At 70.6% G+C, this 26305-nt stretch carries 24 protein-coding genes and 1 riboswitch; of the genes, 7 read left to right on the top strand and 17 right to left on the bottom strand.

Features of this window, described 5'->3' with window-relative positions; all coding sequences use genetic code 11:
* Window positions 1-61 precede the first annotated feature (61 nt).
* The 8 genes from ACFWH5_RS13105 to ACFWH5_RS13070 form a co-directional block, all read right to left on the bottom strand.
* The gene (locus ACFWH5_RS13105) at window positions 62-1582 is read right to left on the bottom strand and encodes an NAD(P)/FAD-dependent oxidoreductase (protein WP_378835205.1); all 1521 of its coding nucleotides are present in this window, start codon (window positions 1580-1582) and stop codon (window positions 62-64) included.
* 38 nt (window positions 1583-1620) lie between these two features.
* Window positions 1621-2973, bottom strand: coding sequence for a S8 family serine peptidase (locus ACFWH5_RS13100; protein ID WP_378835203.1), 1353 nt, complete (start codon window positions 2971-2973; stop codon window positions 1621-1623).
* Window positions 2974-2984: 11 nt separating this feature from the next.
* Window positions 2985-3515: a DUF501 domain-containing protein gene (locus ACFWH5_RS13095; RefSeq protein WP_378835202.1), complete on the bottom strand. Its 531-nt coding sequence runs from the start codon at window positions 3513-3515 to the stop codon at window positions 2985-2987.
* Window positions 3516-3550: 35 nt separating this feature from the next.
* Entirely contained in the window at window positions 3551-4105 is a 555-nt protein-coding gene (locus ACFWH5_RS13090; protein ID WP_378835201.1) for a septum formation initiator family protein, read from the bottom strand.
* A gap of 57 nt (window positions 4106-4162) precedes the next feature.
* Complete coding sequence (eno, locus tag ACFWH5_RS13085) at window positions 4163-5443, bottom strand: phosphopyruvate hydratase (protein WP_378835199.1); 1281 nt, start codon at window positions 5441-5443, stop codon at window positions 4163-4165.
* A gap of 100 nt (window positions 5444-5543) precedes the next feature.
* The gene (locus ACFWH5_RS13080) at window positions 5544-6206 is read right to left on the bottom strand and encodes an O-methyltransferase (protein ID WP_378835198.1); all 663 of its coding nucleotides are present in this window, start codon (window positions 6204-6206) and stop codon (window positions 5544-5546) included.
* A gap of 92 nt (window positions 6207-6298) precedes the next feature.
* Window positions 6299-7330: a DUF1648 domain-containing protein gene (locus tag ACFWH5_RS13075; RefSeq protein WP_378835197.1), complete on the bottom strand. Its 1032-nt coding sequence runs from the start codon at window positions 7328-7330 to the stop codon at window positions 6299-6301.
* Complete coding sequence (locus ACFWH5_RS13070) at window positions 7327-7677, bottom strand: GntR family transcriptional regulator (protein ID WP_378835195.1); 351 nt, start codon at window positions 7675-7677, stop codon at window positions 7327-7329. The genes ACFWH5_RS13075 and ACFWH5_RS13070 overlap by 4 nt, the downstream gene beginning before the upstream one ends.
* A gap of 140 nt (window positions 7678-7817) precedes the next feature.
* On the opposite strand from ACFWH5_RS13070, the gene ACFWH5_RS13065 reads away from it, so the two are divergent.
* Window positions 7818-9050, top strand: coding sequence for an APC family permease (locus ACFWH5_RS13065; RefSeq protein ID WP_378835194.1), 1233 nt, complete (start codon window positions 7818-7820; stop codon window positions 9048-9050).
* Window positions 9051-9057: 7 nt separating this feature from the next.
* Here the strand turns inward: ACFWH5_RS13065 and ACFWH5_RS13060 are convergent, their stop codons facing one another.
* Complete coding sequence (locus tag ACFWH5_RS13060) at window positions 9058-9837, bottom strand: helix-turn-helix domain-containing protein (RefSeq protein WP_378835192.1); 780 nt, start codon at window positions 9835-9837, stop codon at window positions 9058-9060.
* A gap of 82 nt (window positions 9838-9919) precedes the next feature.
* Here ACFWH5_RS13060 and ACFWH5_RS13055 point away from each other — a divergent pair, with 82 nt between their 5' ends.
* A complete protein-coding gene (locus ACFWH5_RS13055; RefSeq protein WP_378835191.1) occupies window positions 9920-10438 on the top strand; it encodes a VOC family protein in 519 nt (172 codons plus the stop codon).
* Window positions 10439-10487: 49 nt separating this feature from the next.
* Here ACFWH5_RS13055 and ACFWH5_RS13050 read toward each other — a convergent pair whose 3' ends face one another.
* The 3 genes from ACFWH5_RS13050 to ACFWH5_RS13040 all read right to left on the bottom strand — a co-directional run bounded on the left by ACFWH5_RS13050 (window position 10488) and on the right by ACFWH5_RS13040 (window position 13799).
* Window positions 10488-11753, bottom strand: coding sequence for a histidine--tRNA ligase (locus ACFWH5_RS13050; RefSeq protein ID WP_378835787.1), 1266 nt, complete (start codon window positions 11751-11753; stop codon window positions 10488-10490).
* A gap of 183 nt (window positions 11754-11936) precedes the next feature.
* The gene (locus tag ACFWH5_RS13045) at window positions 11937-12617 is read right to left on the bottom strand and encodes a MazG family protein (protein WP_378835189.1); all 681 of its coding nucleotides are present in this window, start codon (window positions 12615-12617) and stop codon (window positions 11937-11939) included.
* A gap of 15 nt (window positions 12618-12632) precedes the next feature.
* The gene (locus tag ACFWH5_RS13040) at window positions 12633-13799 is read right to left on the bottom strand and encodes a Na+/H+ antiporter NhaA (RefSeq protein WP_378835188.1); all 1167 of its coding nucleotides are present in this window, start codon (window positions 13797-13799) and stop codon (window positions 12633-12635) included.
* Window positions 13800-13886: 87 nt separating this feature from the next.
* On the opposite strand from ACFWH5_RS13040, the gene ACFWH5_RS13035 reads away from it, so the two are divergent.
* Together ACFWH5_RS13035 and gdhA are read left to right on the top strand one after the other, a co-directional pair.
* A complete protein-coding gene (locus ACFWH5_RS13035) occupies window positions 13887-16553 on the top strand; it encodes a phosphoenolpyruvate carboxylase (protein WP_378835186.1) in 2667 nt (888 codons plus the stop codon).
* A 123-nt stretch (window positions 16554-16676) separates the two neighbouring features.
* Window positions 16677-18044: an NADP-specific glutamate dehydrogenase gene (gene gdhA / locus ACFWH5_RS13030; protein ID WP_378835185.1), complete on the top strand. Its 1368-nt coding sequence runs from the start codon at window positions 16677-16679 to the stop codon at window positions 18042-18044.
* Window positions 18045-18215: 171 nt separating this feature from the next.
* Here gdhA and ACFWH5_RS13025 read toward each other — a convergent pair whose 3' ends face one another.
* Both ACFWH5_RS13025 and ACFWH5_RS13020 read right to left on the bottom strand, forming a co-directional pair.
* The gene (locus tag ACFWH5_RS13025; protein ID WP_378835183.1) at window positions 18216-18812 is read right to left on the bottom strand and encodes a gamma carbonic anhydrase family protein; all 597 of its coding nucleotides are present in this window, start codon (window positions 18810-18812) and stop codon (window positions 18216-18218) included.
* Window positions 18813-18901: 89 nt separating this feature from the next.
* Window positions 18902-19288: a nuclear transport factor 2 family protein gene (locus ACFWH5_RS13020; protein WP_378835182.1), complete on the bottom strand. Its 387-nt coding sequence runs from the start codon at window positions 19286-19288 to the stop codon at window positions 18902-18904.
* An 87-nt stretch (window positions 19289-19375) separates the two neighbouring features.
* On the opposite strand from ACFWH5_RS13020, the gene ACFWH5_RS13015 reads away from it, so the two are divergent.
* On the top strand, window positions 19376-19735 hold the full coding sequence (locus ACFWH5_RS13015; protein WP_378835181.1) for a VOC family protein: 360 nt from the start codon (window positions 19376-19378) through the stop codon (window positions 19733-19735).
* A gap of 85 nt (window positions 19736-19820) precedes the next feature.
* On the opposite strand, the gene ACFWH5_RS13010 is transcribed toward ACFWH5_RS13015, so the two are convergent.
* From ACFWH5_RS13010 to ACFWH5_RS13000, 3 genes are all read right to left on the bottom strand, one after another.
* Complete coding sequence (locus ACFWH5_RS13010) at window positions 19821-19982, bottom strand: hypothetical protein (protein WP_378835179.1); 162 nt, start codon at window positions 19980-19982, stop codon at window positions 19821-19823.
* 92 nt (window positions 19983-20074) lie between these two features.
* Window positions 20075-23608, bottom strand: a complete 3534-nt coding sequence (mfd, locus tag ACFWH5_RS13005) for a transcription-repair coupling factor (protein WP_378835178.1) — start codon at window positions 23606-23608, stop codon at window positions 20075-20077.
* A gap of 9 nt (window positions 23609-23617) precedes the next feature.
* Window positions 23618-24508 carry an EamA family transporter gene (locus ACFWH5_RS13000; RefSeq protein ID WP_378835176.1) on the bottom strand — a complete coding sequence of 297 codons (891 nt, stop codon included), beginning with the start codon at window positions 24506-24508 and terminating at the stop codon, window positions 23618-23620.
* Between the two features lie 76 nt (window positions 24509-24584).
* Between ACFWH5_RS13000 and ACFWH5_RS12995 the strand changes: the two genes are divergently transcribed.
* Both ACFWH5_RS12995 and ACFWH5_RS12990 read left to right on the top strand, forming a co-directional pair.
* On the top strand, window positions 24585-25154 hold the full coding sequence (locus ACFWH5_RS12995) for a GNAT family N-acetyltransferase (protein WP_378835174.1): 570 nt from the start codon (window positions 24585-24587) through the stop codon (window positions 25152-25154).
* 51 nt (window positions 25155-25205) lie between these two features.
* Window positions 25206-26069, top strand: coding sequence for an Fpg/Nei family DNA glycosylase (locus ACFWH5_RS12990; RefSeq protein ID WP_378835172.1), 864 nt, complete (start codon window positions 25206-25208; stop codon window positions 26067-26069).
* 68 nt (window positions 26070-26137) lie between these two features.
* A riboswitch (FMN riboswitch) is annotated at window positions 26138-26278 on the top strand.
* Window positions 26279-26305 lie beyond the last annotated feature (27 nt).

Here is a 26305-nt window from a genome sequence, read left to right as displayed (position 1 = left end):
CGGAACGGCAGAGGGCCCGTTCGAGAGCGGATCTCGAACGGGCCCTCGCTACGGCTCGCGGTCAGACGTCCGCCGTGACGGTCTCGGTCGCCGGCTCCTTCTTCGCCGCCGGCTTCTTGGCCGCCGGCTTCTTGGCGGGCGCCTTCTTCGCCGCGGCATCGGGCTTCGCCGCGGCCTCAGGCTTCGCTGTTTCCGCCTGGGTCGGCACCGGCGTCGATCCGACCTTGGCGGGTTCCGCGGGAGCCGTCGGGGCGGCCGCCGCCGGACGCGGCCGGGCGGCGAACTCCTCGAAGGTGTGGCGCGGGTGCTGCACGGCCTTGAGGTTCACGATGTCGCGGCCCAGCCACAGGTTGTTCCACCAGCCCCACAGCACGCGCCACTTGCGCTCCCACGACGGCATCGCCAGACCGTGATAGCCGCGGTGCGCGATCCAGGCGAGGAAGCCCTTGATGGCGATCCTGCCCGACTGGAAGACGCCGTTGTAGAGGCCGAGGCCGGCGACCGCGCCGAGGTTCTTGTGGAAGTAGTCCTTGGTGCCCTCACCGCGCAACACGGCCACGAGGTTCTTCGCGAGCAGCTTCGCCTGACGCACGGCGTGCTGGGCGTTCGGCACGCAGTACCCGCCGACGCCACCCCCGGACAGGTCCGGAACGGCGGAGACGTCACCGGCGGCCCAGGCGCCCTCGACCGGCTCCTCGGCGGTGCCGACACGCAGGTCTGCGCGGGTCTGGATGCGGCCGCGCTCCTCGATCGGCAGATCGCCGCCGCGGACGACGGTCGGGTTGGCCATGACACCCGCGGTCCAGATGATGAGATCGCTGGGCAGCACCTCGCCGGTCGACAGCTCGACGTTGCCGTCGATGGCGCCGGTCACCTGCGTGTCCAGGTGCACGTTCGCGCCGCGCTTGGCGAGATCCTTCAGCACCCACTCGCTGGTCTTCAGCGAGACCTCGGGCATGATCCGGCCCATGGCCTCGATCAGGTGGAAGTGGGTGTCCTCGAACGACAGCTGCGGGTACTTCGAGATCAGCGAAGAGGCGAACGAACGCAGTTCGGCGAAGACCTCGATACCCGCGAAACCGCCGCCGACGACGATTACGGTGAGCAGACGGTCGCGCTCGGGACCCGCGGGGATCGCCGCCGCCTTGTCGAAGTTGGACAGCAGCTTGTCGCGCACGGCGACGGCCTCTTCGATCGCCTTGAGGCCGATCGCGTTCTCGGCGATGCCGGGGATCGGGAACGTGCGCGAGACGGCGCCGGCGGTCACGACGATCTGGTCGTAGGCGAACTCGTACGGCTCGCCGATCGGAGGAGTGATCGTCGCCACCTTGTTGGCGTGATCGATGCCGGTGATCTTCGCGCTGATGACGTGGGTGCGCTTCAGGTGACGGCGGTGCGCGACGACCGCGTGACGCGGCTCGATCGAGCTGGCCGCGACCTCGGGCAGGAACGGCTGGTACGTCATGTACGGAAGCGGGTCCACCATGGTGACCTCGGCTTCACCCTTGCGAAGGTGCTTCTCGAGTTTCCAGGCCGTGTAGAAACCTGCGTAGCCGCCGCCGACGATCAGAATGCGGGGCACAGTGCTGTTCTGAGGCACAGGGGGACAACTCCTCGTCGTCATGGGGTGGGGGCGCGTCGACCGCGCTCCGTTCGGATGCGCCGGGCAGCTGCGGTGACGCCAAGCGCAACCAGGATACCAGGGACTGTGACGGCCAGGAGCGGCAGGGTACCGTACCGCAGCGATTCGGCCGTCGGGAGGAGGGGCGACCCGGGCTCGGTGGGAGGCTCCGCTGGCGGAAGCGGAGGAACGGCGACCGGCGTCGATGTGGGCACGGGATCAGGCTCATCGGGTGAGTCCGCGCGGCGATGGAGGCGGATCCACTCGGTGAGGTCGCCCATCGGGTTCTCCGTGACGAGCGGCACGGACGCGCTGACCGCGGCGTTCGCGTCGAGAAGGCCGTAGCCGTAGAGGGCGTCATGAGGCTTCTTCATCTCCGGCACCGGGACGGCCGTCTTGATGATCCTGTTGATGACGTTGGCCGCGTCGAGATCCGGATGCGCGGCACGCACCAGCGCTGCAGCGCCCGCCACGATCGGCGCCGCGCCGCTCGTGCCGTCCCACTGGCTCAGCTTCCCGTCCGCCGTCAGACCGATGAGCGCCTCGCTCGGAGCCGAGACGCCGATCGTGATGCCCTGCGTCGACGCGCCGACGCTCGCCACACCGGTCTGGTCGACACCGCCGACGGTGAGCACACCGGGGATGGTGGCCGGCGCTCCGACGATCGACGTTCCGCTGCCTCGATTGCCGGCGGCGACCACGACGACGACGTCGTGTTCATAGGCGTACAGGAACGCATCGTCCCAGCTCTCGTCCCAGTCGAGGGTGTTCGTCGTGAACGACAGGTTGATGATGTCGGCGCCGTGATCGACCGCCCACTTCATACCCTCGGCGACCTGCTCGGTGAACGGCACGGTCGCCGACGAGCCGGGGAAGCCGAGAGAGACCGACAGCACTTTCGCGCGCGGCGCGACGCCGATCATGCCCGTGCCGTCGGTCTTGCCCGGTGCTGCGGCCATCGACGCCACGAGCGTGCCGTGATCGCGACCGATGACGCCCACCGGCGTGCGGCCGTCGGACGCGCCGGCCCCGGAGACATCCGTGCCGCGCACCACGACATCGTCGAACGCGCCGGCCGCATCACCGACCCCGGTGTCGAGCACGGCGATCGTCACCCCCTCGCCGCGGGTGGTGTGCCAGGCGTCACGGATGTTCGCGCCGTCCAGCCAGTACTCCCGGGCCCGCACCGGGTCGGACGGATCGTCGGGGATCGCCAGCGGAGTCGGCGCGGGCGATTCCGTCGGGCTCTCCAGCTGCACGGGGGCGGGCGCGGCGATCGCGGTCGCCGCGGGGCACACCGCGAGCATCACGGATGCTGTCACCGTCGCGGCCGCGACGGCGCCGGGCAGCATCCGCCGCCTGATCATCCCGCCGAGCTCCCGCGGGCCGCTTCGGGCTCGCTGCATTCGCAGCGCTCCGGCGACCAGGACGAGCGGCGCAGAGCGGCGTCTCCGATCGGGTTCACTCCCGGGCCGGCGGCGAGCGCGTGGCCGGCCAGTGCGTGCAGGCACTTCACCCTGGTCGGCATCCCGCCGGCCGAGATGCCCGCGATCTCGGGCACGTCGCCGAACAGCGCGCGGTCCGCCAGGTACGCCTCGTGCGCCGCCCGGTAGGCGTCGGCGGTGGCCTCGTCCTCGAGCTGCGCGGCCAGGTCGGGCATCGCCTGATCAGCCTCGAGCGTCGACATCGCCGCGGTCGCGGCAGGATGCGTCAGGTAGTAGAACGTGGGAAACGGCGTGCCGTCGTCGAGACGCGGCGACGTGGCGACCACCGTGGGGTTGCCGCACGCGCATCGCGCTGCGATGCCGACCACGCCTCGTGCGGCGCGGCCGAGCTGGCTCGACACGACGGCGATCTCGGCGGCGGTGGGCGTCTCGAAGGGCGGTCTCGTCACCCCTCCAGCGTAGGCGAGCACAGCTGTGTGAAGACTCAGCGCGCGGGCGCTTCGACCGCCGTCTTCGCCAGGCCGGTGCCCGTGATGCTGCGCAGCAGCTGCGGCATCCAGTCCGCGGGCCGCTCTTCGATCTCGTCACTGACCTCGCGCTGCTCCGGGGGCAGGTCGGCCGGATCGAGATCGTTGTCGACGAGGTAGACGACCTCGCCCGGCTTGACGTAGTACAGGCGCTCCCTGGCCTGGGTGGTGATGTAGGCGGGGTCGTCCCATCGCACGCGCTCCTGCTCGAGCGCCGAGATCTGATCCTCAGTGACCTGCACCGCGTCCTGCAGCGCGGCGATCCGCTGGCGCTGATCGAGGTAGGTGCCGACGGTGGGCACCAGCACCCAGGTGCCGAGCACGACGAGGGAGAGCATGATCGCGGCGAAGCCGGAGAGGCGGATGCCGCTGGCCCACTCGCGCACGTCGACCGAGCGGGCGGTGCTGCGGGCGGCATCCCGCTGCCGGTGGCGCGCCTGTTTCGGCCGCGACCCGCCGTTCCGCTCCTCCTGCGCGGCAGACGAGGAGGGGAGAGCCGGACGTCTCGCCATGGCTCTCCCCTCTCCCGCACTCGGGCGGACTCGTCACTCCTGCGGCATGATCGCCGATCAGTCCTGGAAGCGCGGGAAGGCGGAGCGGCCGGCGAAGACCGCGGCGTCGCCCAGCTCCTCCTCGATGCGCAGAAGCTGATTGTACTTGGCGACGCGCTCGCTGCGAGCGGGCGCACCGGCCTTGATCTGACCCGAGTTGGTGGCGACGACGAGGTCGGCGATCGTGGTGTCCTCGGTCTCGCCGGAGCGGTGCGAGAGCATCGCGGTGTAACCGGAGCGGTGGGCGAGGCTGACCGCGTCGAACGTCTCGGTGAGCGTGCCGATCTGGTTCACCTTGACCAGCAGCGAGTTGCCGACACCGCGGCGGATGCCGTCGGCCAGGCGGGACGGGTTGGTCACGAACAGGTCGTCACCGACGAGCTGGACGGTGCTGCCGAGCGCGTCGGTGAGCGCCTTCCAGTTGTCCCAGTCGTCCTCGGCGAGCGCGTCCTCGATGGTCACGATCGGGTAGTCGTTCACGAGGCCCACGTAGTACTCGGTGAGGGCGGCGGCGTCCCAGTCCTTGTTGTCGAGGCGGTACACGCCGTCGGTGAAGAACTCGGTCGCGGCGACGTCCAAGCCGAGGGCGATGTCCGTTCCCGGCGTGAAACCGGCCTTCTCGATGGCCTTGACGAGGAAGTCCAGGCCCTCGCGGTTGCTGGGCAGGTCGGGGGCGAAGCCGCCCTCGTCGCCGAGGCCGGTCGCGTACCCTGCCGCCTTCAGCTCGGCCTTGAGCACGTGGTAGGTCTCCACGCCCCAGCGCAGCGACTCCGAGTAGGTCTCGGCGCCGATCGGCGCGAGGAAGAACTCCTGCATGTCGATGCCGTTGTCGGCGTGCTCGCCGCCGTTGATGACGTTGAACAGCGGAACGGGCAGCAGGTGCGCGTTCGGTCCGCCCAGGTAGCGGAACAGCGGCAGGTCGGCGGAGTCGGCCGCGGCCTTCGCCACGGCGAGGCTCACGCCGAGGATGGCGTTCGCACCCACGCGCTTCTTGTTGTCGGTGCCGTCGACCTCGATGAGGATCTCGTCGATGACGCGCTGCTCGCTCGCCTCGACACCCTCGATGGCCGGCCCCAGCTCGTCGATGACGGACTCGACCGCCTTGAGCACGCCCTTGCCGCCGTACCGGCTCTTGTCGCCGTCGCGCAGCTCGTACGCCTCGAAGGCGCCGGTGGACGCTCCGGACGGAACAGCGGCGCGCTGCACGATGCCGTCATCGAGGAGCACCTCCACCTCGACGGTCGGGTTTCCGCGCGAGTCGAGAATCTCGCGTGCGCCTACAGCCTCGATCAGTGCCACAGATGTGCTCCTTCGAAAGGGAGGAAAGGGGTGGTGGAGCGACGTCGATCCGTGGCCAGTCTAGCCCCGGGCTCGGAGGCGCCTCAGGTGATGACGGGATTCAGACGACCAGCGCGATCGCGAGGCCGTCCCAGCCTTTCAGCCCGACCGTCTGCAGCGCCGTGGCGTCGAACCGCGGGTCCTCCGCCAGCATCCGCAGACCCTCGCGGGTGCCGAGCACCTTCGTGTCGGTGCTGGCGTCGTTCACGATCTCGCCGTCGCGGCCGATGTTGTCGAGGATCACGACGGTGCCGGGATGGCCGAGCTTCGCCGCCCAGTCCAGGTAGACGGTGTTGGATTCCTTGTCGGCGTCGATGAACACCAGATCGAAGCCGCCCACGAGGGTGGGCAGCACGTCGGCGGCCCGTCCCACCCGGATGTCCACCCGCTCCCCGACGCCGGCCGCGTCGATGCTGTCGCGCGCGACGGCGGCGTTCACCGCCTCGGCCTCGATCGTGACGACCCGTCCGCCCTCTCCGACGGCCCTGGCCATCCAGATCGTCGAATAGCCGCCCAGGGTGCCGATCTCGAGCACCCGCCGTGCTCCGCTCATCCGCACCAGCAGGTTGAGCAGCTTGCCGGCGACGGGCGCGACCTCGATCTCGGGCATGTCGGCGTCGCGCTGCGCGGTCAGGGCCGCCTCCAGCGCGGCGTCGCGGCCGACGAGGAGTTCGGCGAGGTAGTCATCGGCGGCCTGCCAGTTCTGCGGATTCGAGTCGACCATGCTCACAGCCAACCGTCGTGTGCCGCTCGGGGTCAAGCGCCGTGGTTCATCGAGGCGGCCGTCGACGGGCCGACGCCGCCGCCTGTTCTGCGTCAGCGCGTCTCGCGGATGCGCAGGGTTTCCAGCACGGCTGCGGCGTCGCGGGCCCCGTCGACGGTGACGACGAAGATCCGATCGTCGCGCTGCGTCACCTGCAGCGCCTCGCCGGCGCGCAGCACGACGCCGCGCCGCCCGTCGACGGCGATGCGCCACCCCCACCCGCCGAACTCGGCCATCGGCACGATGTCGACGACCTCGACCGTGCGGATCCGATCCAGCGGGATGCGGATGCTCGGCCAGCCGCTCACGGAGCGCACGCGCAGCCCGTCGGCGTTCACACGCACCCGGAAGACCAGCATCGTGCACACCAGTCCGATCAGCACCACCGCGACGGCCGCCAGGATCCATCCGTTCGGGTCGCCGCCCGCGAGCGCGAACACGGTGGCGGCCGGCAGCACGCTCAGCAGCGCCCCCAGGGTGACGACTCCGGCGCGGGCCATGGCGGCGGTGCCGAACCAGGCCGCGCGCTGGGTCGCTGAGAGCGCGATGACGTCGGCGACGCCACCCGAACCCGCGGGGTGTTGCGGCGCCTGCGGTTGCAGCAGCCAGCCGACGGCTGTTCCGCCGGCGAGCAGGACGAGACCGAGCAGCACCCATCCCGAGATGTCCGGAGCCTGTCCGGCGTCGGTGAGTCCGCGCTGCACCGCGGACGTGACCAGCGAGACGAACGAGAGGAAGAGGGCCAGCCCGAGGTTCACACCGCCGAGGAAGCGCGCGGTCGACCCCCACGCCGGAAGCGCGGCTTTCGCGCTGCTCTGCGGCAGCCGGTGGGCGAGCAGCGACATCACAGCGAGCAGCGCGACGAGGCCGCCGCCGACGCCCAGCGGCAACGCGATCGCGATCCACCGCGGGCCGAAGCCGTCCACACCGTGCACTCCCCAGTGCGTGGCGACGGGATCGGGCAGCTCCGGCAGCCACGCGGCGATCACCGCCGTGGCGCCGACGATGATGGCCAGCGGCACGATCAGGCCCACCCACAGGAAGGCGGTGCGGGAGCGTGCGGCGTTCGGGGAACCGGTGTTCATGCGGGATGCTCCTTCACGAGGGCTGCGAGGGTGTCGGGCGTGAGTCCCATGGCGGCGGCGCGCACCACGAGAGCGGTGATGTCGGCGTGCAGCTCGGTCAGCGCACCGGCCGCGGGGGTGATGACGGCGCCCCTGCCCCGTCGCAGCTCGATCAGGCCCTCGTCCCGGAGATCCTGGAAGGCGCGCAGCACGGTGTGCAGGTTGATGCCGAGTCCGGCGGCGATCTCACGCGCGGGCGGCAGCCGGTCGCCGGAGGCGATGCGACCGGCCGCGATGGCCGTGCGCACGGAAGCGGCGACCTGCTCGAAGAGCGGCCGGCCGCCGTGCGGGTCGATTGTGAGAAGCATGCCCCTCATTCGGTTAGTTCTAGTTCAACTAGAACAGTTATAGCACCCCGGCGAAGAATGCGCGCCGCTCGCGACGCCGAGAAGCGAGTCACAGCGGCGCGCGTCGCCGGACGTCGACCTGCGGGTGGGACGATGAACGGGTGCCCCTCGCCCGCCGCCTCTCACTGACGGATGCCGTCGCCGTCGGGCTCGGGTCGATGATCGGCGCCGGCGTCTTCGCCGTCTGGGGTCCCGCTCTGGGCGTCGCCGGCTCCGGCATCCTCATCGCGCTCGCGGTCGCCGCGCTCGTGGCGTTCTGCAACGCCACCTCATCGGCGCAGCTCGCCGCGGTGCATCCGGTCGCGGGCGGCACCTACGCCTACGCCCGAGCGGAGATCGGTCCCTGGTCGGGGTTCATCGCCGGATGGTGCTTCGTGATCGGCAAGATCGCCAGCTGTGCGGCCATGGCCATGACCTTCGCCGCATACGCCGCGCCCGAGGCGTGGCGCATCCCGGTCGCCGTCGTCGCCGTCGCGGCGCTGGCGACGGTGAACTGCTTCGGCGTGACCCGCACCGCCCTGCTCACCCGCATCCTGGTCGCGGGTGCACTGCTCGGCCTTGCGATCGCGACGGCGGCCGGGTTCACCGCCGCGCCAGGTCTCGATCCCGCGCCGCTGGCGGACGCGACGGCGTACGGCGTGCTGCAGGGCGCGGGGTTGATCTTCTTCGCCTTCGCCGGCTACGCGCGGATCGCGACGATGGGTGAAGAGGTCGTCGACCCGGCACGGAGCATCCCGCGTGCGATCGTGATCGCCCTGGCCGGCGCCGTCGTCGTATACGCCCTCGTCGCCGTGGCCGTCATCCTGACGCTCGGATCGGCGGCCATCGGCAGCGCGCATCCCGTCGCCGACATCGTCGACGCCGCAGGCTGGCAGCCGCTCGGCCCGCTGGTGCGGGTGTCCGCCGCGGCGGCATCGCTCGGCGCCTTGCTGGCGCTGCTCATCGGCATCGGCCGCACGACCCTGGCGATGGCGCGCGAGGGTGACGTGCCGCGCTTCCTCGCCGCGATCGACGAACGATGGCAGGTGCCGCGGCGTGCCGAGATCGTCATCGCCCTCATCGTGATCGCCATCGTGCTCGTCGCCGACCTCCGCGGCGCGATCGGATTCTCGTCCTTCGGCGTGCTGCTGTACTACCTCATCGCGAACGCCGCCGCCTTCCGGCAGCGTTCCGACGTTCGCCGCTACCCGAGGGCGCTGCAGGTGATCGGGGCGCTGGGCTGCCTGCTGCTGGTGAACACGCTTCCGGTGTGGTCGTCGATCATCGGCACGGTCGTCGTGCTGGCGGGTGTCGGCTACCGGATGCTGCGCCTGCGCCTGGCCGCACGACACTGAGTGCGCCTCAGACGTCGCGCCGATATCCACTCGGCGCCATGCCCAGCACGGTGCGGAAGTCCCCGGTGAGATGGGCGTGATCGGCGTAGCCCAGCTCGGCGGCGAGCGCGGCGAGGTCGACCTCCGGCTGGTCACGCAGCCGCTGCGCCGCCTCTTGCAGGCGCCGCCGACGGATCATCGCCAGGGGCGGAAGCCCGACGTATCGGTGCGCCATCCGCTGCAGCGTGCGCAGCGACACGGCGAGCCGGGCGGCGGCCAGCTCAGCGGTGCGCACCTCGGCGTCGGTCATCAGAAGATCGGCCATCGCATTGGCCTGCAGAGCGGCATCGCCGGGCGTGCCGGCGCGGTCGGCGAGCCACCGCGACACGCACGCCACCGCGCGTTCTCGATGCCGGTCCGCGCCGTCTGTCATGGCCTCCGTCACCGCGGCGAGGAGCTCGGGGGCGCGTACATCCGTGGCGCTGTCGCGGAGAGCGGCCGGCTGATCGGTGAGTGCCGCGACGGCGGCAGGGCGCAGCAGTGCTCCCACCGCCCAGCCCGACCCCGTCAGGTCACGGTGCGATGCCGCGGTGGTGGCGCCGACCAGCTCGATGCTGCCGGACGATTCGACGACGAGGTTCAGCGCGGGGTACGCCACGACGTGCTGCCGGGATGTCTCGCCGGGCGGCAGATCCCACTCCGGAACCCAGAACCACGCCACCAGGTGCTCCCCCTCGGGTGGCGGCGGCAGCCGGTGGAACCGGGGCATCCGCTGCGGGTAGAGCACACCGCGACGCGCGTCGATCACTCCACCGACCATAACCGCGACCGTCGACATCGTGTCGCGAATCTTCAAGCCCCCTCCCCCGCCCGCGTTCTACCGTCACCTCATGAACACGATGAAGACCGGACTCACCGGCATCCACACCACCGACGGCCGCCCGCACAGCGCGACGTCCCTCACGCCGTTCCTCGCCATCCCCGGCGCCGCCGCGGCGATCGACTTCTATCGCGACGTCTTCGGCGCTCGAGTCGTCGACGTCACGGAGCTCGGCGGGTCCGTCGTGCACGCCGATCTCGACTTCGGAATGGGCGGGTTGCAGCTGGGTGAGCCGAACCCGGAGTACCACCTGGTGGCACCTCCGCAGGGTGATGACGACTGCTATTCGATGGGACTCTATGTTCCGGATGTGGACGGCGTCGTCGCGAGGGCCGTCGACGCGGGCGCCACGGTGCGCGAGGCGCCGTCGGATTTCGTCTCCGGCGACCGGTACGCGAGCATCCGCGACCCGTTCGGTGTGCGCTGGTCGATCATGTCGCGTGTCGAGGATCTCTCCGAGGAGGAGAGCACGCGCCGCGTCGCGGAGTGGGCGGCCTCCTTCGCCGCCGACGGCCCCTCAGCGGACTGACCGCTCGGCGAGCGCCTCGACGGCCGCGGCGATCCCGTGCAGCGGCGGGTCAGGACAGCGGCTTGACCTCGAGCCGGCCGAGTGCTTCGCCGGCACGCACCGCGGCGAATCCCGTGTACCCGTCGGCGGCGGCGCGTTCCAGCAGCGCCTTCAGATTCTTGGTGCGTCGCTCCAGGCGCACCCGCGCCGCGGCGCCGTCGCGCAGCAGGGCGGACTTGTGCGCGAGCAGCTCGGTCAGCGGCACGTCGGCGTCATGCACCAGCACCACCGCCCGTGCGGCATCCGCCTCACGCTCGGCGACGAGATCGACGATGCGCTCGAATCCGATCGAGAAGCCCACCGCGGGCACCTGCTGCCCGAGGAACCGGCCGATCATGCCGTCGTAGCGTCCGCCGCCGCCGAGCGAGTAGCCCACCGAGGGGTGCGCCAGTTCGAAGATGGTGCCGGTGTAGTAGCCCATGCCGCGCACCAGGAACGGGTCGTACAGGAGCGGGGGCTCACCGGCATCGGGGCGTGCCGCCGCGACGGCCTCGCCGAGTCCCGTCAGGTGGGCGATCAGCTCGTCGGGCGCTCCCTCGGGCAGCGCCTTGCGGATCTGCCGCTCGCCGTACGGGTGGTACTCCATGGTCTGCGGGCGCGTCAGGAAGGCCTCGAACGCGTCGACGGCGTCCGCGCTCGCGCCGCGTTCGCGCAGTTCGACGCCCACGCCCTCGGCGCCGATCTTGTCGAGCTTGTCGATCGTGATGAGCACGCCGGGGCGCTCCTCCTCGGTGAACGCGAAGGAGGTCAGCATCCAATCCAGCATCCGGCGGTCGTTGACGCGCACGAAGCCGCCCTCCAGGCCGAGCGCGTCGACGGTGTCGAGCGATGCCGTCATCAGCTCGGCCTCCGCGCGACCGGAGTCATCGCCCATGATGTCGATGTCGCACTGTACGAACTGCCGATAACGGCCCTTCTGCGGGCGCTCCGCACGCCACACCGGCCCGATCTGGATCGAACGGAACACGGTCGGCAGCTGCCCGCGGTGGGTGGCGTAGAACCGGGCCAGCGGCACGGTGAGGTCGTAGCGCAGCCCGAGATCGCTGAGCGCCGCAGGGTCGTCGGCAGCGTCGCGGATCGCCGCGGCATCCAGCCCGCGACGCAGGATGTTGTACGAGAGCTTCTCGTTGTCGCCGCCGATGCCCGCGTGCAGCCGGTCGTACTCCTCGACGACGGGGGTCTCGATCTCGTCGAAGCCGTGCGCACGATAGCGCTCACGGATGACGGCGAGCACGCGCTCGCGACGGGCCTTGTCAGCGGGGAGGAAGTCGCGCATTCCGCGCGGCGGGTTCACGGTTGCCACCCGTCCATCCTTCCAGGTCTGCGAGCGCGCCCCCTCCCGGCATCCCCTCGCCTTCGTCGAGAAGTCGAAAGCGCACGGTATGCGGGCTCATACCGTGCGTTCTCGACTTCTCGACGTGCGTGGGCGGCGCGCAGGTGCATCTCAGCGCGACGGCGATCAGCGAGCCTCGGCGGCGCGCACCTCGTCCTCGAGCAGTCGCAGGCGCTCGCGCAGGGCACGTTCCGCATCCCAGCCGTGCGCCCGCGCGGTCGCCGTGAGGGTGAGCAGCAGGTCGCCGAGCTCCTGCTCCGACTCCGGGGCCGCTCCGATCTCGGCCGCGTCGTGCGCGGCGAGCGCCACGTCGTCACCCGCGCCGACCTGCGCGGCCCTGCCCAGCACCTTCTGCGCGCGGGCGAGCGCCGGCATCCCGGACGGCACGCCGTCGAGCACACTGCGTCGTTCGCGCTTCTCCGCCGCCTTCGCGGCGTTCCAGTGCACGAGCACCTCTTCCGGCGTCTCTGCTGTGGCATCCGCGAAGACGTGCGGATGCCGTCGCACCATCTTCTCGGCGAGGCCGCGGGCGACGTCGTCGATGTCGAACGGATCGTCGGGATGCTGCGCGGCGACGGCGGAGTGGAACAGCACCTGCCAGAGCAGATCGCCCAGCTCCTCGCGCAGCTCGGCGCGGTCGCTCGTCTCGACCGCGTCGATGAGCTCGTGCGACTCCTCCACGAGGTACGGCACGAGGTCGCGATGCGTGATCCGCTGCGACCAGACGCAGCGTTCGCGCACCTGTCGCATCGTCTCGGCGGCGGCGCGCAGCGGGTCCCGGACGGTCAGCGGATCAGGATCGTTCATCGGCTCTCCGGCATCTCAGGAGGTCGCCGCCGCGAGCATCCGGTAGTGCCGGGCGCGCATCGAGACGAACACGCCGGACAGCACGAGGGCGATCAGCGATCCGGCCAGCACGCCGAGGATCGCCTGGTCGCGCACACCCGCATCCGCCGCGAAGGCGAGGTTCGCGAGCAGCAGCGACACGGTGAATCCGATACCGCCCAGCATGCCGGCGGCGATCACGTCGGGCAGCGCCAGCGCGGGCGCCGTGCCCCGTGGCCGCAGCTGCAGGCTCAGCCAGCCGAAGAGGGTGATGCCGATGATCTTGCCCACGGGAAGCGCGACGAGGATCGCCCAGAACGCGGGCGACAGCTGCGAGGGCGAGACGGCGGGAATCACGACGAAGGCCGCGACGAAGGCGAAGATCGGCAGGATGAGCCCGTTCACGGTCGGCTCGAGGGCGTGCCGCACGCGCTCGGCGGGCACCGGTGCCATGACGAGTCCGAGCATGACGCCCGCGATCGTGGCATGGATGCCGGATGCCGCCATCAGCCCCCACGCGATGACGCCGACCACGCCCATGGCCACGGCGATGCCGGAGTGACCGTTGGCGTGCAGCCAGTGGCTGAGCAGCCAGAACACGATGACGGCCGCAACGGCGAGCGCGAACATCAGCCAGTCGACGTCGTGCGCGAACAGCACGGCGATGAAGATGATCCCGATGATGTCATCGAGGATGGCGAGGGCCAGCAGGAACACGCGCACCGCTGACGGGAGGCCCTTGCCGAACATGGCGAGAACACCCAGGGCGAACGCGATGTCGGTGGCGGTCGGGATCGGCCAGCCGCCCGACGTCGCCTCTCCTCCGGCGATGAGCAGGTAGACGGCGATCGGCACCAGCACGCCGCCGGCCGCGGCGATCGCCGGCTGCACGGCCTTGCGCACCGAATTGAGTTCGCCGTGGGCGAGCTCGTGGCGGAGCTCGATCGCGACGACGAGGAAGAAGATCGCCAGCAGCCCGTCCGAGACCCAGTGCGCGATCGACAGGTCGAGGGGCGTGCCGGGGATCGCGATGTGCGCATGGAGCACCGAGGCGATGCCGTCATGCGTCGGGATGTTCGCCAGCAGCAGGCCGAGACCTGCGGCAGCGAGCAGAAGGGCCGCGGGGAACTGCTGCCCGCGGAGCGGGTTCGACGAGATGCGCATCGGTCCCATGCTAGATGCTCGGCCGCGCCGCCGGAGCGGCGGGTAACACGGGACGGCGGGCACGAGAGGCCGGGATACGCTCGAAGAATGTCGCTCGAGCCCACGAACACCGAAGCCATCCGCGTCATCACCCGATTCGAGGCTTCCCACGGGATTCCCGAGGCGATGCGGGCCGACGTGCGCATGCTGGGCGGTCTGCTCGGACAGGTGCTGCGGGAGTCAGGCACCCCTGGTCTTTTCGATGACGTCGAACGCCTGCGCATCGCGACCATCCAGGCCGCCGAGACCGAGAGCGACGAGGCCTTCGAGCGTGCCACCGCCATCGCGGAGTCGTTCACGCTGGAACGCGCCGACGAGGTGGCTCGCGCGTTCACCTGCTACTTCCACCTGGTGAACCTCGCCGAGGAGCACCAGCGCGTGCGCGTGCTGCGCGAACGCGCCGGCCAGCCCGGTCGCGAGGACGCCGCCGACACGGTCGCCACGGCGTTCGCGCAGCTGCGCCGTGAAGTGGGCGATGACGAGGCCCGCCGCCGCCTCGCCGAGCTGCGCTTCCACCCCGTGTTCACCGCGCACCCGACCGAGGCGCGCCGGCGTGCGGTGTCGAGCAGCATCCGGCGCCTCTCCGAGCTGCTCACCCAGCACGACGCGGCGAGTCCCGGTGGCGCCGAGGAGCGCCGTGCCGTGCGACGGATGCTGGAGGAGGTCGACACGCTGTGGCGCACGGCGCCGCTGCGCGCGCAGAAGCCCAGTCCCACCGACGAGGTGCGCACCGTGATGAGCGTCTTCGACGAGACCCTGTTCACCACCGTGCCGCACGTGTACCGCCGCATCGACGACGCGCTGCGCGGTGAGGCCTCCGGACACGACGCTCCGGTGGTGCCCGCGTTCGTGCGCGTCGGGTCGTGGGTGGGCGGCGATCGCGACGGGAATCCGTTCGTCACGGCATCCGTCACCCGGGAGGCGGCGGAGATCGCCGCCGATCATGTGCTGCGCGGCATCGAACGGGCGACGGAGCGGATCGGGCGCACCCTGACCCTCGACGCCGCCGACACTCCGCCGAGCGCTGACGTCACCGCGATCTGGCGGCGGTTCGAGACCGCGCAGCCCGATCTGGCCGCCGAGATCGCCAAACGCTCCCCCGATGAGCCGCACCGCCGCGCGATGCTGTCGCTGGGGCACCGGGTGCACGCGACCCGCACCGGCGGCGGCGACGGATACGGCGCCCCGCAGGAGCTTCTCGATGACCTGCGAGCGCTGCAGCGCTCGCTCATCGACGCGGGTGCGCGCCGGCACGCCTTCGGCGGCGTGCAGCATCTGATCTGGCAGGTCGAGACGTACGGCTTCCACCTCACCGAGCTCGAGGTGCGCCAGCATTCCAAGGTGCACGCCCAGGCGCTCGCCGAGCTGGAGTCGGGCGCGGCGCTCAGCGAGCAGACCGAGGAGGTGCTCGAGGTCTTCCGCGCGATCGCCGACATCCAGAAGCGCCACGGACTGAGGGCTGCCGGCCGCTACGTCGTGTCGTTCACGCAGTCGGCCGCCGACCTCGCCGCTGTGCACCGGCTGGCCGGCCACGCTCTCGGCGCGGACGCCCCCGTGCTCGACGTCGTGCCGCTCTTCGAGACCTTCGCCGACCTGCAGGCGGCCCCCGCGATCCTGGCCGAGGCGGTGCGGTTCCCCGAGTTCCGCGCGCGCATGGCCGCGACGGACAACCGCCTCGAGGTCATGCTGGGCTACTCGGACTCGTCGAAGGACGTCGGCCCGGTCGCCGCCAACCTCGCCCTGTACGAGGCGCAGCGTGAGATCGCGCAGTGGGCGAAGGCGTCCAGCATCCGGCTCACGCTGTTCCACGGCCGCGGCGGTGCGCTCGGCCGAGGTGGCGGACCCGCGAACTCCGCGATCCTCGCCCAGCCGCCGCACTCCGTCGACGGCCGGTTCAAGCTCACCGAGCAGGGCGAGGTGATCTTCGCCCGCTACGGCGAGCCCGCCATCGCGATGCGGCACATCGACCAGGTCGCTGCGGCGACCCTGCTGGCCTCCTCTCCCACCGTCGAGCAGCGCATCAGCGGCGCCGCCGAGCGGTTCTCGTCGATCGCGACGACGATGGACGCCGCCTCCCGCGAGCGGTTCTTCTCTCTCGTCGGCGCCGACGGATTCGCGCCCTGGTTCGCCACCGTCACACCGCTCGAGGAGATCGGCCTGCTGGCACTCGGATCGCGCCCCGCCCGCCGCGGTCTCTCCGTGGAGTCGCTCGAGGATCTGCGTGCCATCCCCTGGGTGTTCGCCTGGACGCAGGCCCGCATCAACCTCGCCGGATGGTTCGGGCTCGGTTCCGCGCTCGAGGCGGTCGGCGACGAGCAGGCGCTGCGCGAGGCATACCGGGAATGGCCGCTGCTGCGCACCATGATCGACAACGTCGCGATGAGCCTGGCGAAGACCGATGAGCGCATCGCCCGCCGCTATCTCGCCCTCGGCGACCGCGACGATCTCGCCGCCATCGTGCTCGAGGAGCTGCGGCTCACCCGGGAGTGGGTCGTGCGCCTCACCGGCGGCGAGGGGTTGCTCGAGAACAAGCCCATCCTGCAGCGCGCGGTGCAGCTGCGCACGCCGTACGTCGACGCACTCTCGCTGCTGCAACTGCGCGCGCTGCGCGGATTGCGGTCGGATGCCGCCCAGCAGGCGGACGATCCGGAACTGCGCCGTCTGCTGCTGCTCTCGGTGAGCGGCGTCGCGGCCGGACTGCAGAACACCGGCTGAGCCGGCCCGCGCTCGACGTGAGACGAGCGCGGACTCGCGCGCTAAAGTGTGAAGCCGGGCCGACCCGGCGACGCATCACGCGACACGATCGCACCCTTCCATCCCCCACCAGAAAGCTTCCGCGTGACCGACAACACTGCCGACTTCCATCCGCTCAGCTCCGCAGCGCAGCCCGTGTTCGACGCGGTGCGCAGCCTCAACCCGAATGAGCCGGAGTTCCACCAGGCGGTGCACGAGGTGCTGCACTCCATCGGGCCTGTGCTCGACCGGCGACCCGAATACCTCGAGAACGGCGTGCTCGAGCGCCTCGTCGAGCCGGAGCGCCAGATCCTCTTCCGCGTGCCGTGGATCGACGACGCCGGCAAGCTGCAGGTCAACCGCGGCTACCGGGTGCAGTACAACTCGGCGCTCGGCCCGTACAAGGGGGGCCTGCGCTTCCACCCGTCGGTGAACATCTCGATCATCAAGTTCCTCGGCTTCGAGCAGATCTTCAAGAACGCGCTCACCGGTCAGGGCATCGGCGGCGGCAAGGGCGGCTCGAACTTCGACCCGCACGGCAAGAGCGAGGCCGAGGTCATGCGCTTCTGCCAGTCGTTCATGAGCGAGCTGTCGCGTCACATCGGTGAGCACACCGACGTGCCCGCCGGCGACATCGGCGTCGGCGGCCGCGAGATCGGCTACATGTTCGGCATGTACCGCAAGATCACCAACCGCCACGAGTCGGGCATCCTCACCGGCAAGGGCATCGGCTGGGGCGGTGCGCAGGTGCGCACCGAGGCGACCGGCTACGGTGCGGTGTTCTTCGTGCAGGAGATGCTGGCCGTGCACGGCGAGAGCCTCGAGGGCAAGCGCGTCGCGGTCTCAGGCTCGGGCAACGTCGCGATCTACGCGATCGAGAAGGCCACCCAGCTCGGCGCGCGCGCCGTGACAGCATCCGACTCCTCCGGCTACGTCGTCGACGACGCGGGCATCGACCTGGGTCTGCTGCGGCAGATCAAGGAGGTCGAGCGCGGTCGCATCGTCGAGTACGCCAACCGCCGCCCGAGCGCGCGCTTCGTCGAGAGCGGCAACGTCTGGGAGGTCCCGGTCGACATCGCCGTGCCTTCGGCCACGCAGAACGAGCTGAACGAGGATTCGGCGCGGATGCTGATCGAGAACGGCGTTCGCGCCGTGGCGGAGGGCGCCAACATGCCGTCGACGCCCGAGGCCGTCGGCGCGTTTCAGGACTCCGAGGTGCTGTTCGCCCCCGGCAAGGCCGCGAACGCGGGCGGCGTCGCGACCTCGGCGCTGGAGATGAGCCAGAACGCCTCGCGTCAGCGCTGGAACTTCGCGAACAGCGAGCAGAAGCTGCGCGACATCATGGCCGACATCCACGACGCGTCGTTCCGCGCCGCCGAGCGCTACGGCACCCCCGGTGACTACGTCGCGGGCGCCAACATCGCCGGCTTCGAGCGCGTCGCCGACGCAATGCTGGCCCAGGGCGTCATCTGACCCGGACCGGCGGCACCTCCCCGACTGGCACATTTTTCGTCGAATGTCACGCTTGTCTGTGTGACAAATGCAGAAAAGTGTGACAGTCGGGCGGGGTGCGGGGCGCGGGGGTGCGGGGTGAGGGCGAGGCGCGGAGGGCAGAGGCGGTGGCGGATGCTGCGCGCAGAGCGTTCAGACCTGCCGATCGTCAGCGTGTCGTGCCAGCGAGCTGCCGTAGCGCTCGGTGAGCTGCACCATCAGGTCGGGGGTGTCGCGGTCGACGCCGAAGACGTGGCCGGGGAAGTCGAGCTCGGGCATCGCCGCGGCGATGTCGTCGGCGCGGTCGGGTGACAGGAGCCGCGCCGGGTCGCCTGTCGCGACCCAGCCGATCGGCACGACGGTGCCCTCGGGCAGCACGGAGCGGCGCTGCACGATCGCGTTCACCCGCACCTCGCAGCGGGCGCCGATCAGCGCGCCGTTGAACACGCGCGCCCCGGACGCGAGGAAGACCTCCTCGCCGACGGTCGCGCCCGCGACGCTGGCGAGCGTGCCCACCAGCGTGTGATCACCGATGTGCACCGCGTTGGCGGCCGTCGCGCGGATCAACGCGTTCTCCATCACGATGACGTACTCGCCCAGAGTGATCGGCCCGCCTTCCGCGGTGATCACGGCGCCGTGCAGCACCTGACAGCCCGGTCCGATCTCGACGTCTCCCGAGATGACCGCGGTCGGCGCCACGACGGCGGTGTCGTGGATGCGGGGGCGAGCCCCGAGGTGCTCGAACATCATGCGGCCAGACTAGTCCGACCGGCGGGCAGGGCAAGCGACCCGCGAATGCGGCCGGTGCACCGGTCAGCGGGCACCGGCCGGTGCACCGGTCAGTCGAGCCCCGGTCCGTGGTCGGCCGTCTGCTGATACAGCGCCAGCCGCAGTCCGTCGTCGGTGCGCGCGTACACGCTGGTCATCAGAGCACGGAACGGCTCCTCGTCATCCGCGCGCTCGGCCCGCGCCCGGTACACCAGTGCCACGGCGTCCTCCCCCACCCGCACGAGCCGAGGGTCCGTGAGGGTGTAGGTCCGCCACGGCGGCGCATCGTCCAGCGACGCGGCGACCGCGTCGCGGTCGAGCACCATGCCGTTGACGAGCACCATCACGGCGTCGGCGGTCATCAGCTCCCGGTAGTGCGTGCCGCCCCGCGCCGCGCACAGCGCATCCCAGCCCTGCCGCTCCACGTCGAGAATCCGTTCGAGTTCGAATGCCGTCATGTTCCCGACGCTAACCCGGGCGGGCGCTCGCGCCAAGGAGCCGTCCCGGTCTTGCGCCCTCCCACTGGGGCGAGTACGTTCCCGGGCATGACGGTGACCACGCTGTTCCCCATCCTGCGCACCACGGATCTTCCCCGGCTGGTGGACTTCTACCGGCGAGCGTTCTCGGCATCCGTGCACTATCGCTTCGAACACGACGGACGCGAGGTGTACGTCGCGCTCACCGTGGGCGGCGGGGTGCTGGGCATCGGATTCGAACCCGAGGTGACGAGCGGCGATGCCGTCGCCGTCTGGCTCTACGTCGATGAGGTCGACAGCGCGCACTCCGCGGCGCTGGCCGCAGGTGCGACATCGGTCGTCGCGCCGGAGGACATGCCCTGGGGCGAGCGGGTGGCGCAGGTGCGCGATCCGGATGGCACGCTGCTCTACCTGGGCGTTCGGAACTGACCCGGCCGCACGGCTTCCCGACCCGGATGCGGCGCCTGCGCCGCCGGCGCCGCCGGATGCCGTGCCGGCGTGCCCGAGCCGAGGGTCATCCGCTGCTCGATCGACCCCTGCGGAAGAAGCCGAACACGAGCGTGACGAGGAACAGGACGATGCCCAGCACCGCGAGCCAGACCAGCCCCTTCACGACGAAGCCGAGAATCGACATACCGAGCCAGAGGACCAGAAGAACGATCAGCAGAGTCCACATGTGACGATCCTCGTGCACGCGGCCCGGAGGGCACAGGCGGTTGACCCTTCGGCGCGGAGGCGCTATCCGGTGTCGCTTCGTCTGCGGGCCGGTCAAGCCCCGGCCTTCACCGGCTCCGGGAAGAGGGCGGTGAACAGGTTGCCGACCCAGTCGATGAGCTCCGGTCCGTCCGGTCCCGGCATCGGCACGACCAGGGCCTCTCCCCCGCCGACGAGCTTCGCCTTCGGGTACAGCCGCTGCAGGCGCACCTTCATCGAGTCCTCGAAGCGGGCCGGCGCGATGCGCAGGTTGGATCCCATCGCGACGACGTCGGTCAGGCCGGCGCGGGCGGCGCGGCGACGAAGGCGCGCCACCGTCACGAGCGTCTCGACTTCCTCGGGAAGCGAACCGTAGCGGTCGATGAGCTCCTCTGCCACGAGGTCGATCGCGTCGTCGGTCGCAGTGGCCGTCGCCGCGGATGACAGCTTCTGGTACGCCTCCAGGCGCAGTCGCTCGCTGTCGATGTAGTGTTCGGGGATGCGCGCCTCGACCGGCAGCTCCAGCCGCAGCTCCGCACCGGTCTCGGTCTCCTCGCCACGGAAGTTCGCGACGGCCTCGCCGATCATGCGCAGGTAGAGGTCGAAACCGACGCCGGCGATGTGCCCGGCCTGCTCGGCGCCGAGCATGTTGCCGGCGCCGCGCAGCTCCAGGTCCTTCAACGCGACCTGCATCCCCGAGCCGAGATCGTTGTTCACGGCGATGGTCTGCAGCCGGTCGGCCGCCGTCTCGCTGAGCGGCTTGGTGTCGTCGTAGAGGAAGTAGGCGTACGCGCGTTCCCGGCCCCGTCCCACGCGCCCGCGCAGCTGGTGCAGCTGCGACAGTCCGTACTTGTCGGCGCGATCGATGATGATCGTGTTCGCGTTGGAGATGTCGAGGCCGGTCTCGATGATCGTCGTGGAGACGAGCACGTCGTACTTGCGCTCCCAGAAGTCGTCGACGACCTGCTCGAGCTGATGCTCGCCCATCTTGCCGTGCGCCACCGCGATACGCGCCTCCGGCACGAGTTCGGCGAGCTCGGCCGCCACCCGCTGGATCGACTGCACCCGGTTGTGCACGAAGAACACCTGGCCCTCGCGCAGGATCTCGCGGCGGATCGCCGCGGCGATCTGCTTGTCGCTGCGCGGGCCGACGAACGAGAGGATCGGATGCCGGTCCTCCGGCGGGGTCTGCAGGGTGGACATCTCGCGGATGCCGGTCACCGCCATCTCGAGCGTGCGCGGGATGGGAGTGGCGCTCATGGCGAGGATGTCGACGTTCATCTTCAGCTTCTTCAGCGCATCCTTGTGCTCGACGCCGAACCGCTGCTCCTCGTCGATGATCAGCAGCCCGAGATCCTTGAAGAGCACCTGGTCGGTGAGGATGCGGTGCGTGCCGATGACCATGTCGACCGAGCCGTCGAGGAGTCCCTGCAGGGTGAGCCTGGCCTCCTTGTCGGTCTGGAAGCGCGACAGCGGGCGCACCTTCACCGGGAAGCCTGCGAAGCGCTCGGTGAACGTCTCGAGGTGCTGCTTGACGAGGAGTGTGGTCGGCACGAGCATCGCGACCTGCTTGCCCTCCTGGATCGCCTTGAACGCCGCCCGCACGGCGACCTCGGTCTTGCCGAACCCGACATCGCCCGACAGCAGCCGGTCCATCGGGATCGGCCGCTCCATGTCGGCCTTGATCTCCTCGATCGTCTGCAGCTGGTCCGGTGTCTCGGCGAACGGGAACGCCTCCTCCAGCTCGCGCTGCCAGGGTGTGTCCGGTCCGAACGAATGCCCCTTGGCGCTCATCCGCGCGGAGTAGAGCTTCACAAGCTCCACGGCGATGTCGCGCACCGCCTTGCGCGCGCGGCCCTTCGCGGCCGCCCAGTCGCTGCCGCCCATCTTCGACAGCGTGGGCGCTTCGCCGCCGACGTACTTCGAGAGCAGGTCGAGCTGGTCGGTCGGCACGAAAAGCTTGTCGCCGGGATAGCCGCGCTTGGACGGCGCGTACTCGAGCACCAGATACTCGCGGGTCGACTTCGTCGCGTTGCGACCGCCGGTGGACACCTCGCGCTTGGTCATCTCGACGAAGCGGCCGATGCCGTGCGTGGTGTGCACGACGAAGTCACCGGGTTTCAGCTGCAGCGGGTCGACGACGTTGCGGCGACGCGAGGCGAGCTTCTTCACGACGCGCTGATCGCCACCGATGGTGCGACCGTAGAACTCGTTGTCGGTGAGCACGGCGAGCTTCGCCTCGGGCACCTGGAACCCCGACTCGACGGAACCCGCCACGAGACTCGCGACACCCGCCTCGGGCGCGTCGACGAGATCCTCGAGCATGCGCGCGGCGAGTCCCCGGTCGCTCAGCACGTCCCGCGCGCGCTCCACGAGCCCCTGCCCTGAGGCGATGACCACGACCCGCCAGCCGTCGTGCAGCCGCGCCTCGACGAAGGCGATGGCGCCGTCGACGTTGCCGTGGAAGGACGGGATGATCGAGGAGTCGAGATTCTCGGCGGCCGCGTCGTCGGTCGCGAAGACGCTGAGCCGCCACCACACGCCGTCGCGACCGCGCACGACCTCTCGCAGCCGCGCGATGGAGATGAAGTCGCCGGCGCCGAGATCGATCGGGGCGGATGCTCCGGAGGTCGCGGCGCTCCACGCGGCGTCGAGGAACTCGCGGTTGGTCTCGCCGAGATTCTGCGCCCTGGCGCTCGCCCGCTCCGGATCGACGATCGCGGCCGCCGACCCCTCTGGCAGGTACTCGGCGAGCGTCATCAGGGGCCCGGAGACGGCCGGAAGCAGCGACTCCATGCCCTCGACCGGGATGCCCTCGGCCATCTTCTCGAGCATGCCGGAGATCGCCGGGAATCGTCCGACGAGCGCCGCGGCCCGCTCTCGCACGTCGGCCGTGAGCAGCAGCTCACGGCTCGCCGGCAGCTCGACCCCGGCCACGTCGCCCGGGAGAGAGCGCTGATCGGCGACGGAGAACGCACGGATCTGGTCGACCTCGTCGCCGAAGAACTCCACCCGCAGCGGGTGGTCGGCCGTCGGCGGGAAGACATCGAGGATGCCGCCGCGCACCGCGAACTCACCGCGCCGCGAGACCATGTCGACGCGGGAGTACGCCCGCTCGACCAGCTGCTCGACGGCTTCGTCGAGCTCGACACCGCGCCCTCCGACGCGCAGCGCCAGCGGGACCGCGTCGCCGAGGTTCGCGGCGATCGGCTGCAGCGCGGCACGCACCGAGGCGACGACGACCAGGGGCCGCTCGCCCGTCCACGTGGTGATGCGGCGCAGGGCATCCAGGCGCCGGCCGACCGTGTCCGGGCTCGGGCTGAGCCGTTCGTGCGGCAGCGTCTCCCAGGCCGGGAACGTCAGGATCTCGGCATCCGCCAGATACGAGTCGAGGGCGGCGGCCACGGATTCCGCCCGGCGGCCGGTGGGCGTGACCACCAGCGCGGATGCCGGCAGCCCGGCGCGCGCTCGCTTCTCGAGCAGACCGGCGATGACCGGCACATCGAGCCCGTCGACCACGGAGATGTCGGCATCGGTCTGGGCCCAGGTGAGGGCGTCGCGGTACAGGTTCGCCTCTTCCAAGGCGCGCAGAATCCCCGGAACAGTCACCGGACGAGTCTAGTCGCGGGCACGGACACCGGGTCGCGACCTTCGGAACCCGTCGACCGCGAGGGTCGCGAGCGCGACGGCGAGGATGCCGTATACGACGGCGTCGGCGCCCCGCATCCGCTCCCCCAGCAGCAGCGCGACGAGGACCAGCATCACCGGCTCGGCGTAGCCGAGCAGACCGAACACCGGCATCGACAGCAGCGTCGAGGCGCCCAGGTACAGCACCATCGCGATCGCGCCGATGAGCCCGACCGCGGCGAGCCCAGCGAGCTCCTCCGCGGGGAACGGTCCCGGCGCCGCCGTGCCGAGCAGTGTCACGGCGAGCGGCGTCATGATCGCGACCTCGACGCCGAACACCATGGGCCCGTCCAGGCCGAAGCGCTGACGCAGCACGAAGTAGACGGCGTACGGGATGCAGATGGTCCAGGTGACCCACGACATCTGCGGCGTCGCCAGGAGCTTGAGGGCGACGGCGACGGCGGCGAGCGCCACGACGCCCCACTGTAGCGCGCTGACGTGCGCGCGCAGCAGGAACCGCCCGCAGAGCACCAGACTGATCGGCAGCAGCAGATAGCCGAGCCCGGCATCCAAGCCGTGTCCGTTCATCGGCGCCCACATGAACAGCCACAGCTGCACACCGACGATCGTCGTGAGCAGCAGCGCGATCAGCGGCGTCCACCACCGCGCCCGCAGGCGACGCCACAGCATGACGAGCGAGCGGCGCGCGGCCGGATGCGAGAGGGCGAGCGCGTACACCGCGAGCGTCGCGAGCACCCGCCAGGCGTATACGACCTCCGCCGAGGACTGCAGCTGGGCGGCGAGGAAGAAGATGCCGCCGAAGAGGACGGATGCCAACAGCGACGCGGCGACGCCCTTCGACGATGAGTGCTGCACCGGCACGGCCATCCTCCTCGGGTCACGGCGAACGACCGTCGACGAAATCCTATCGAGGACGGCGGAGCCCTACGCTGGTGGGATGCGACCCGTCACCCTGCGCACCGAACGACTGGTGCTCAGCATCCCGACCGACGCCGACATCGATGCGATCACGGCCGCCTGCCAGGATCCCGAGATCCCCCGCTGGACGACCGTGCCGAGTCCGTACTCGCGCGACGACGCGGCCGATTTCGTGCGGCTGGTCGCCGGCTGGTGGGCCGACGGCGTCGAGACCGTCTGGGCGATCCGCAAGGACGAGGCACTGGCGGGGATGGTCGGTCTGCACCGCATCAAGACCCATCCGCACGGCGGCGAGGCCGAGATCGGATTCTGGGGCGTCGCCGAGCACCGCGGGCAGGGCCTGATGCGCGAAGCCGCACGGGCCGTCGTCGACTGGGCCTTCGATGAGCTGCACCTGGCGCGCATCGGCTGGCGCGCGGTCGTCGGCAATGTGCCGTCGGCTCGCACGGCGCGTTCGCTCGGGTTCCGCTACGAGGGGATGCTGCGTCAGGCGGAGAGCAGCCCGCGCGGGCGCGACGACGGCTGGATCGCCGGCCTCCTCGCCGACGATGACCGCGCGCCCGTCGCGTGGCCGGTGCTGGACGCCTGAGAAGCGACGGCGACCCTCGCCGACGTCGTCGGGGCGTGCCAGGATGTCTGCATGCCCGAGATGCCGGAGGTTCAAGGACTGGTCGGCTTTCTCGCCGAACGAGCGGTGGGACGCACCATCACGCGCGTCAGTGTGAGCGCGATCGCGGCGCTGAAGACCTTCGACCCGCCGGTGACGGCGCTGCAGGGCGCGGAGATCACCGGGGCCGTCCGGCGCGGCAAGTTCATCGACCTGACCTGCGGGGATGATCTGCATCTGATCTTCCACCTCGCGAAGGCCGGCTGGCTGCGCTGGTACGACGAACTGCCGAAGACGCTCATCAAACCCGGCAAGTCGCCGATCGCGCTGCGCGTGGCCCTCGACGACGGCAGCGGGTTCGATCTCACCGAGGCGGGCACCAAGAAGTCCCTCGCCGTCTCCGTGGTGCGCGATCCGCAGGCCGTCCCCGGCATCGCCCGGCTCGGACCCGATCCGCTCGACGCGTCGTTCACCCGCGACGTCTTCGCCGAGCTGCTCGCCGGCCGGCGGATGCAGATCAAGGGCCTGCTGCGCGACCAGGCCCTCATCGCCGGGATCGGCAACGCGTACAGCGACGAAATCCTGCATGCCGCGCGGATGTCCCCCTACGCCCCTGCCGCGAACCTCGACGACGCCGAGATCGACCGTCTCTACGAGGCCATGCAGACGACGCTCCGTGAGGCGGTGGCCGCGGCGTCCGGCAAGCCGCCCGCCGACCTCAAAGATGCCAAGCGGCGCGGCATGCAGGTGCACGCGCGACGCGGCGAGACCTGCCCGGTCTGCGGCGACACCATCCGCAGCGTCTTCTTCGCCGATCGCAGCCTGGAGTACTGCCCCACCTGTCAGACCGGCGGCAGAGCGCTCGCCGACCGGCGCCTGTCGCGGCTGCTGAAGTGACGAGGTCTCCCGTCCGCAGCGGCCGGGAATGAAACGCATCGACCCGCGTTGAGTAGACTCAGAGCATCAACGTGCTCCGGGGTCGGTGAGAATCCGAACCGGCGGTGACAGTCCGCGAACGCCTGACATCAGGCGCCGATCCGGTGGAAATCCGGAACCGACGGTGATGCGAGCAGCCGCTCGCGAGTCCGGATGAGAGGCAGCACGAGACGCGAGAGCGCGCCCTCGGCCACCCC

The organism is Microbacterium sp. NPDC058345 (assembly GCF_042723855.1).
Classification (GTDB): domain Bacteria; phylum Actinomycetota; class Actinomycetes; order Actinomycetales; family Microbacteriaceae; genus Microbacterium.
Note: the sequence above shows the minus strand (reverse complement) of the source record. Positions and strands in the feature narration are given on the sequence as shown.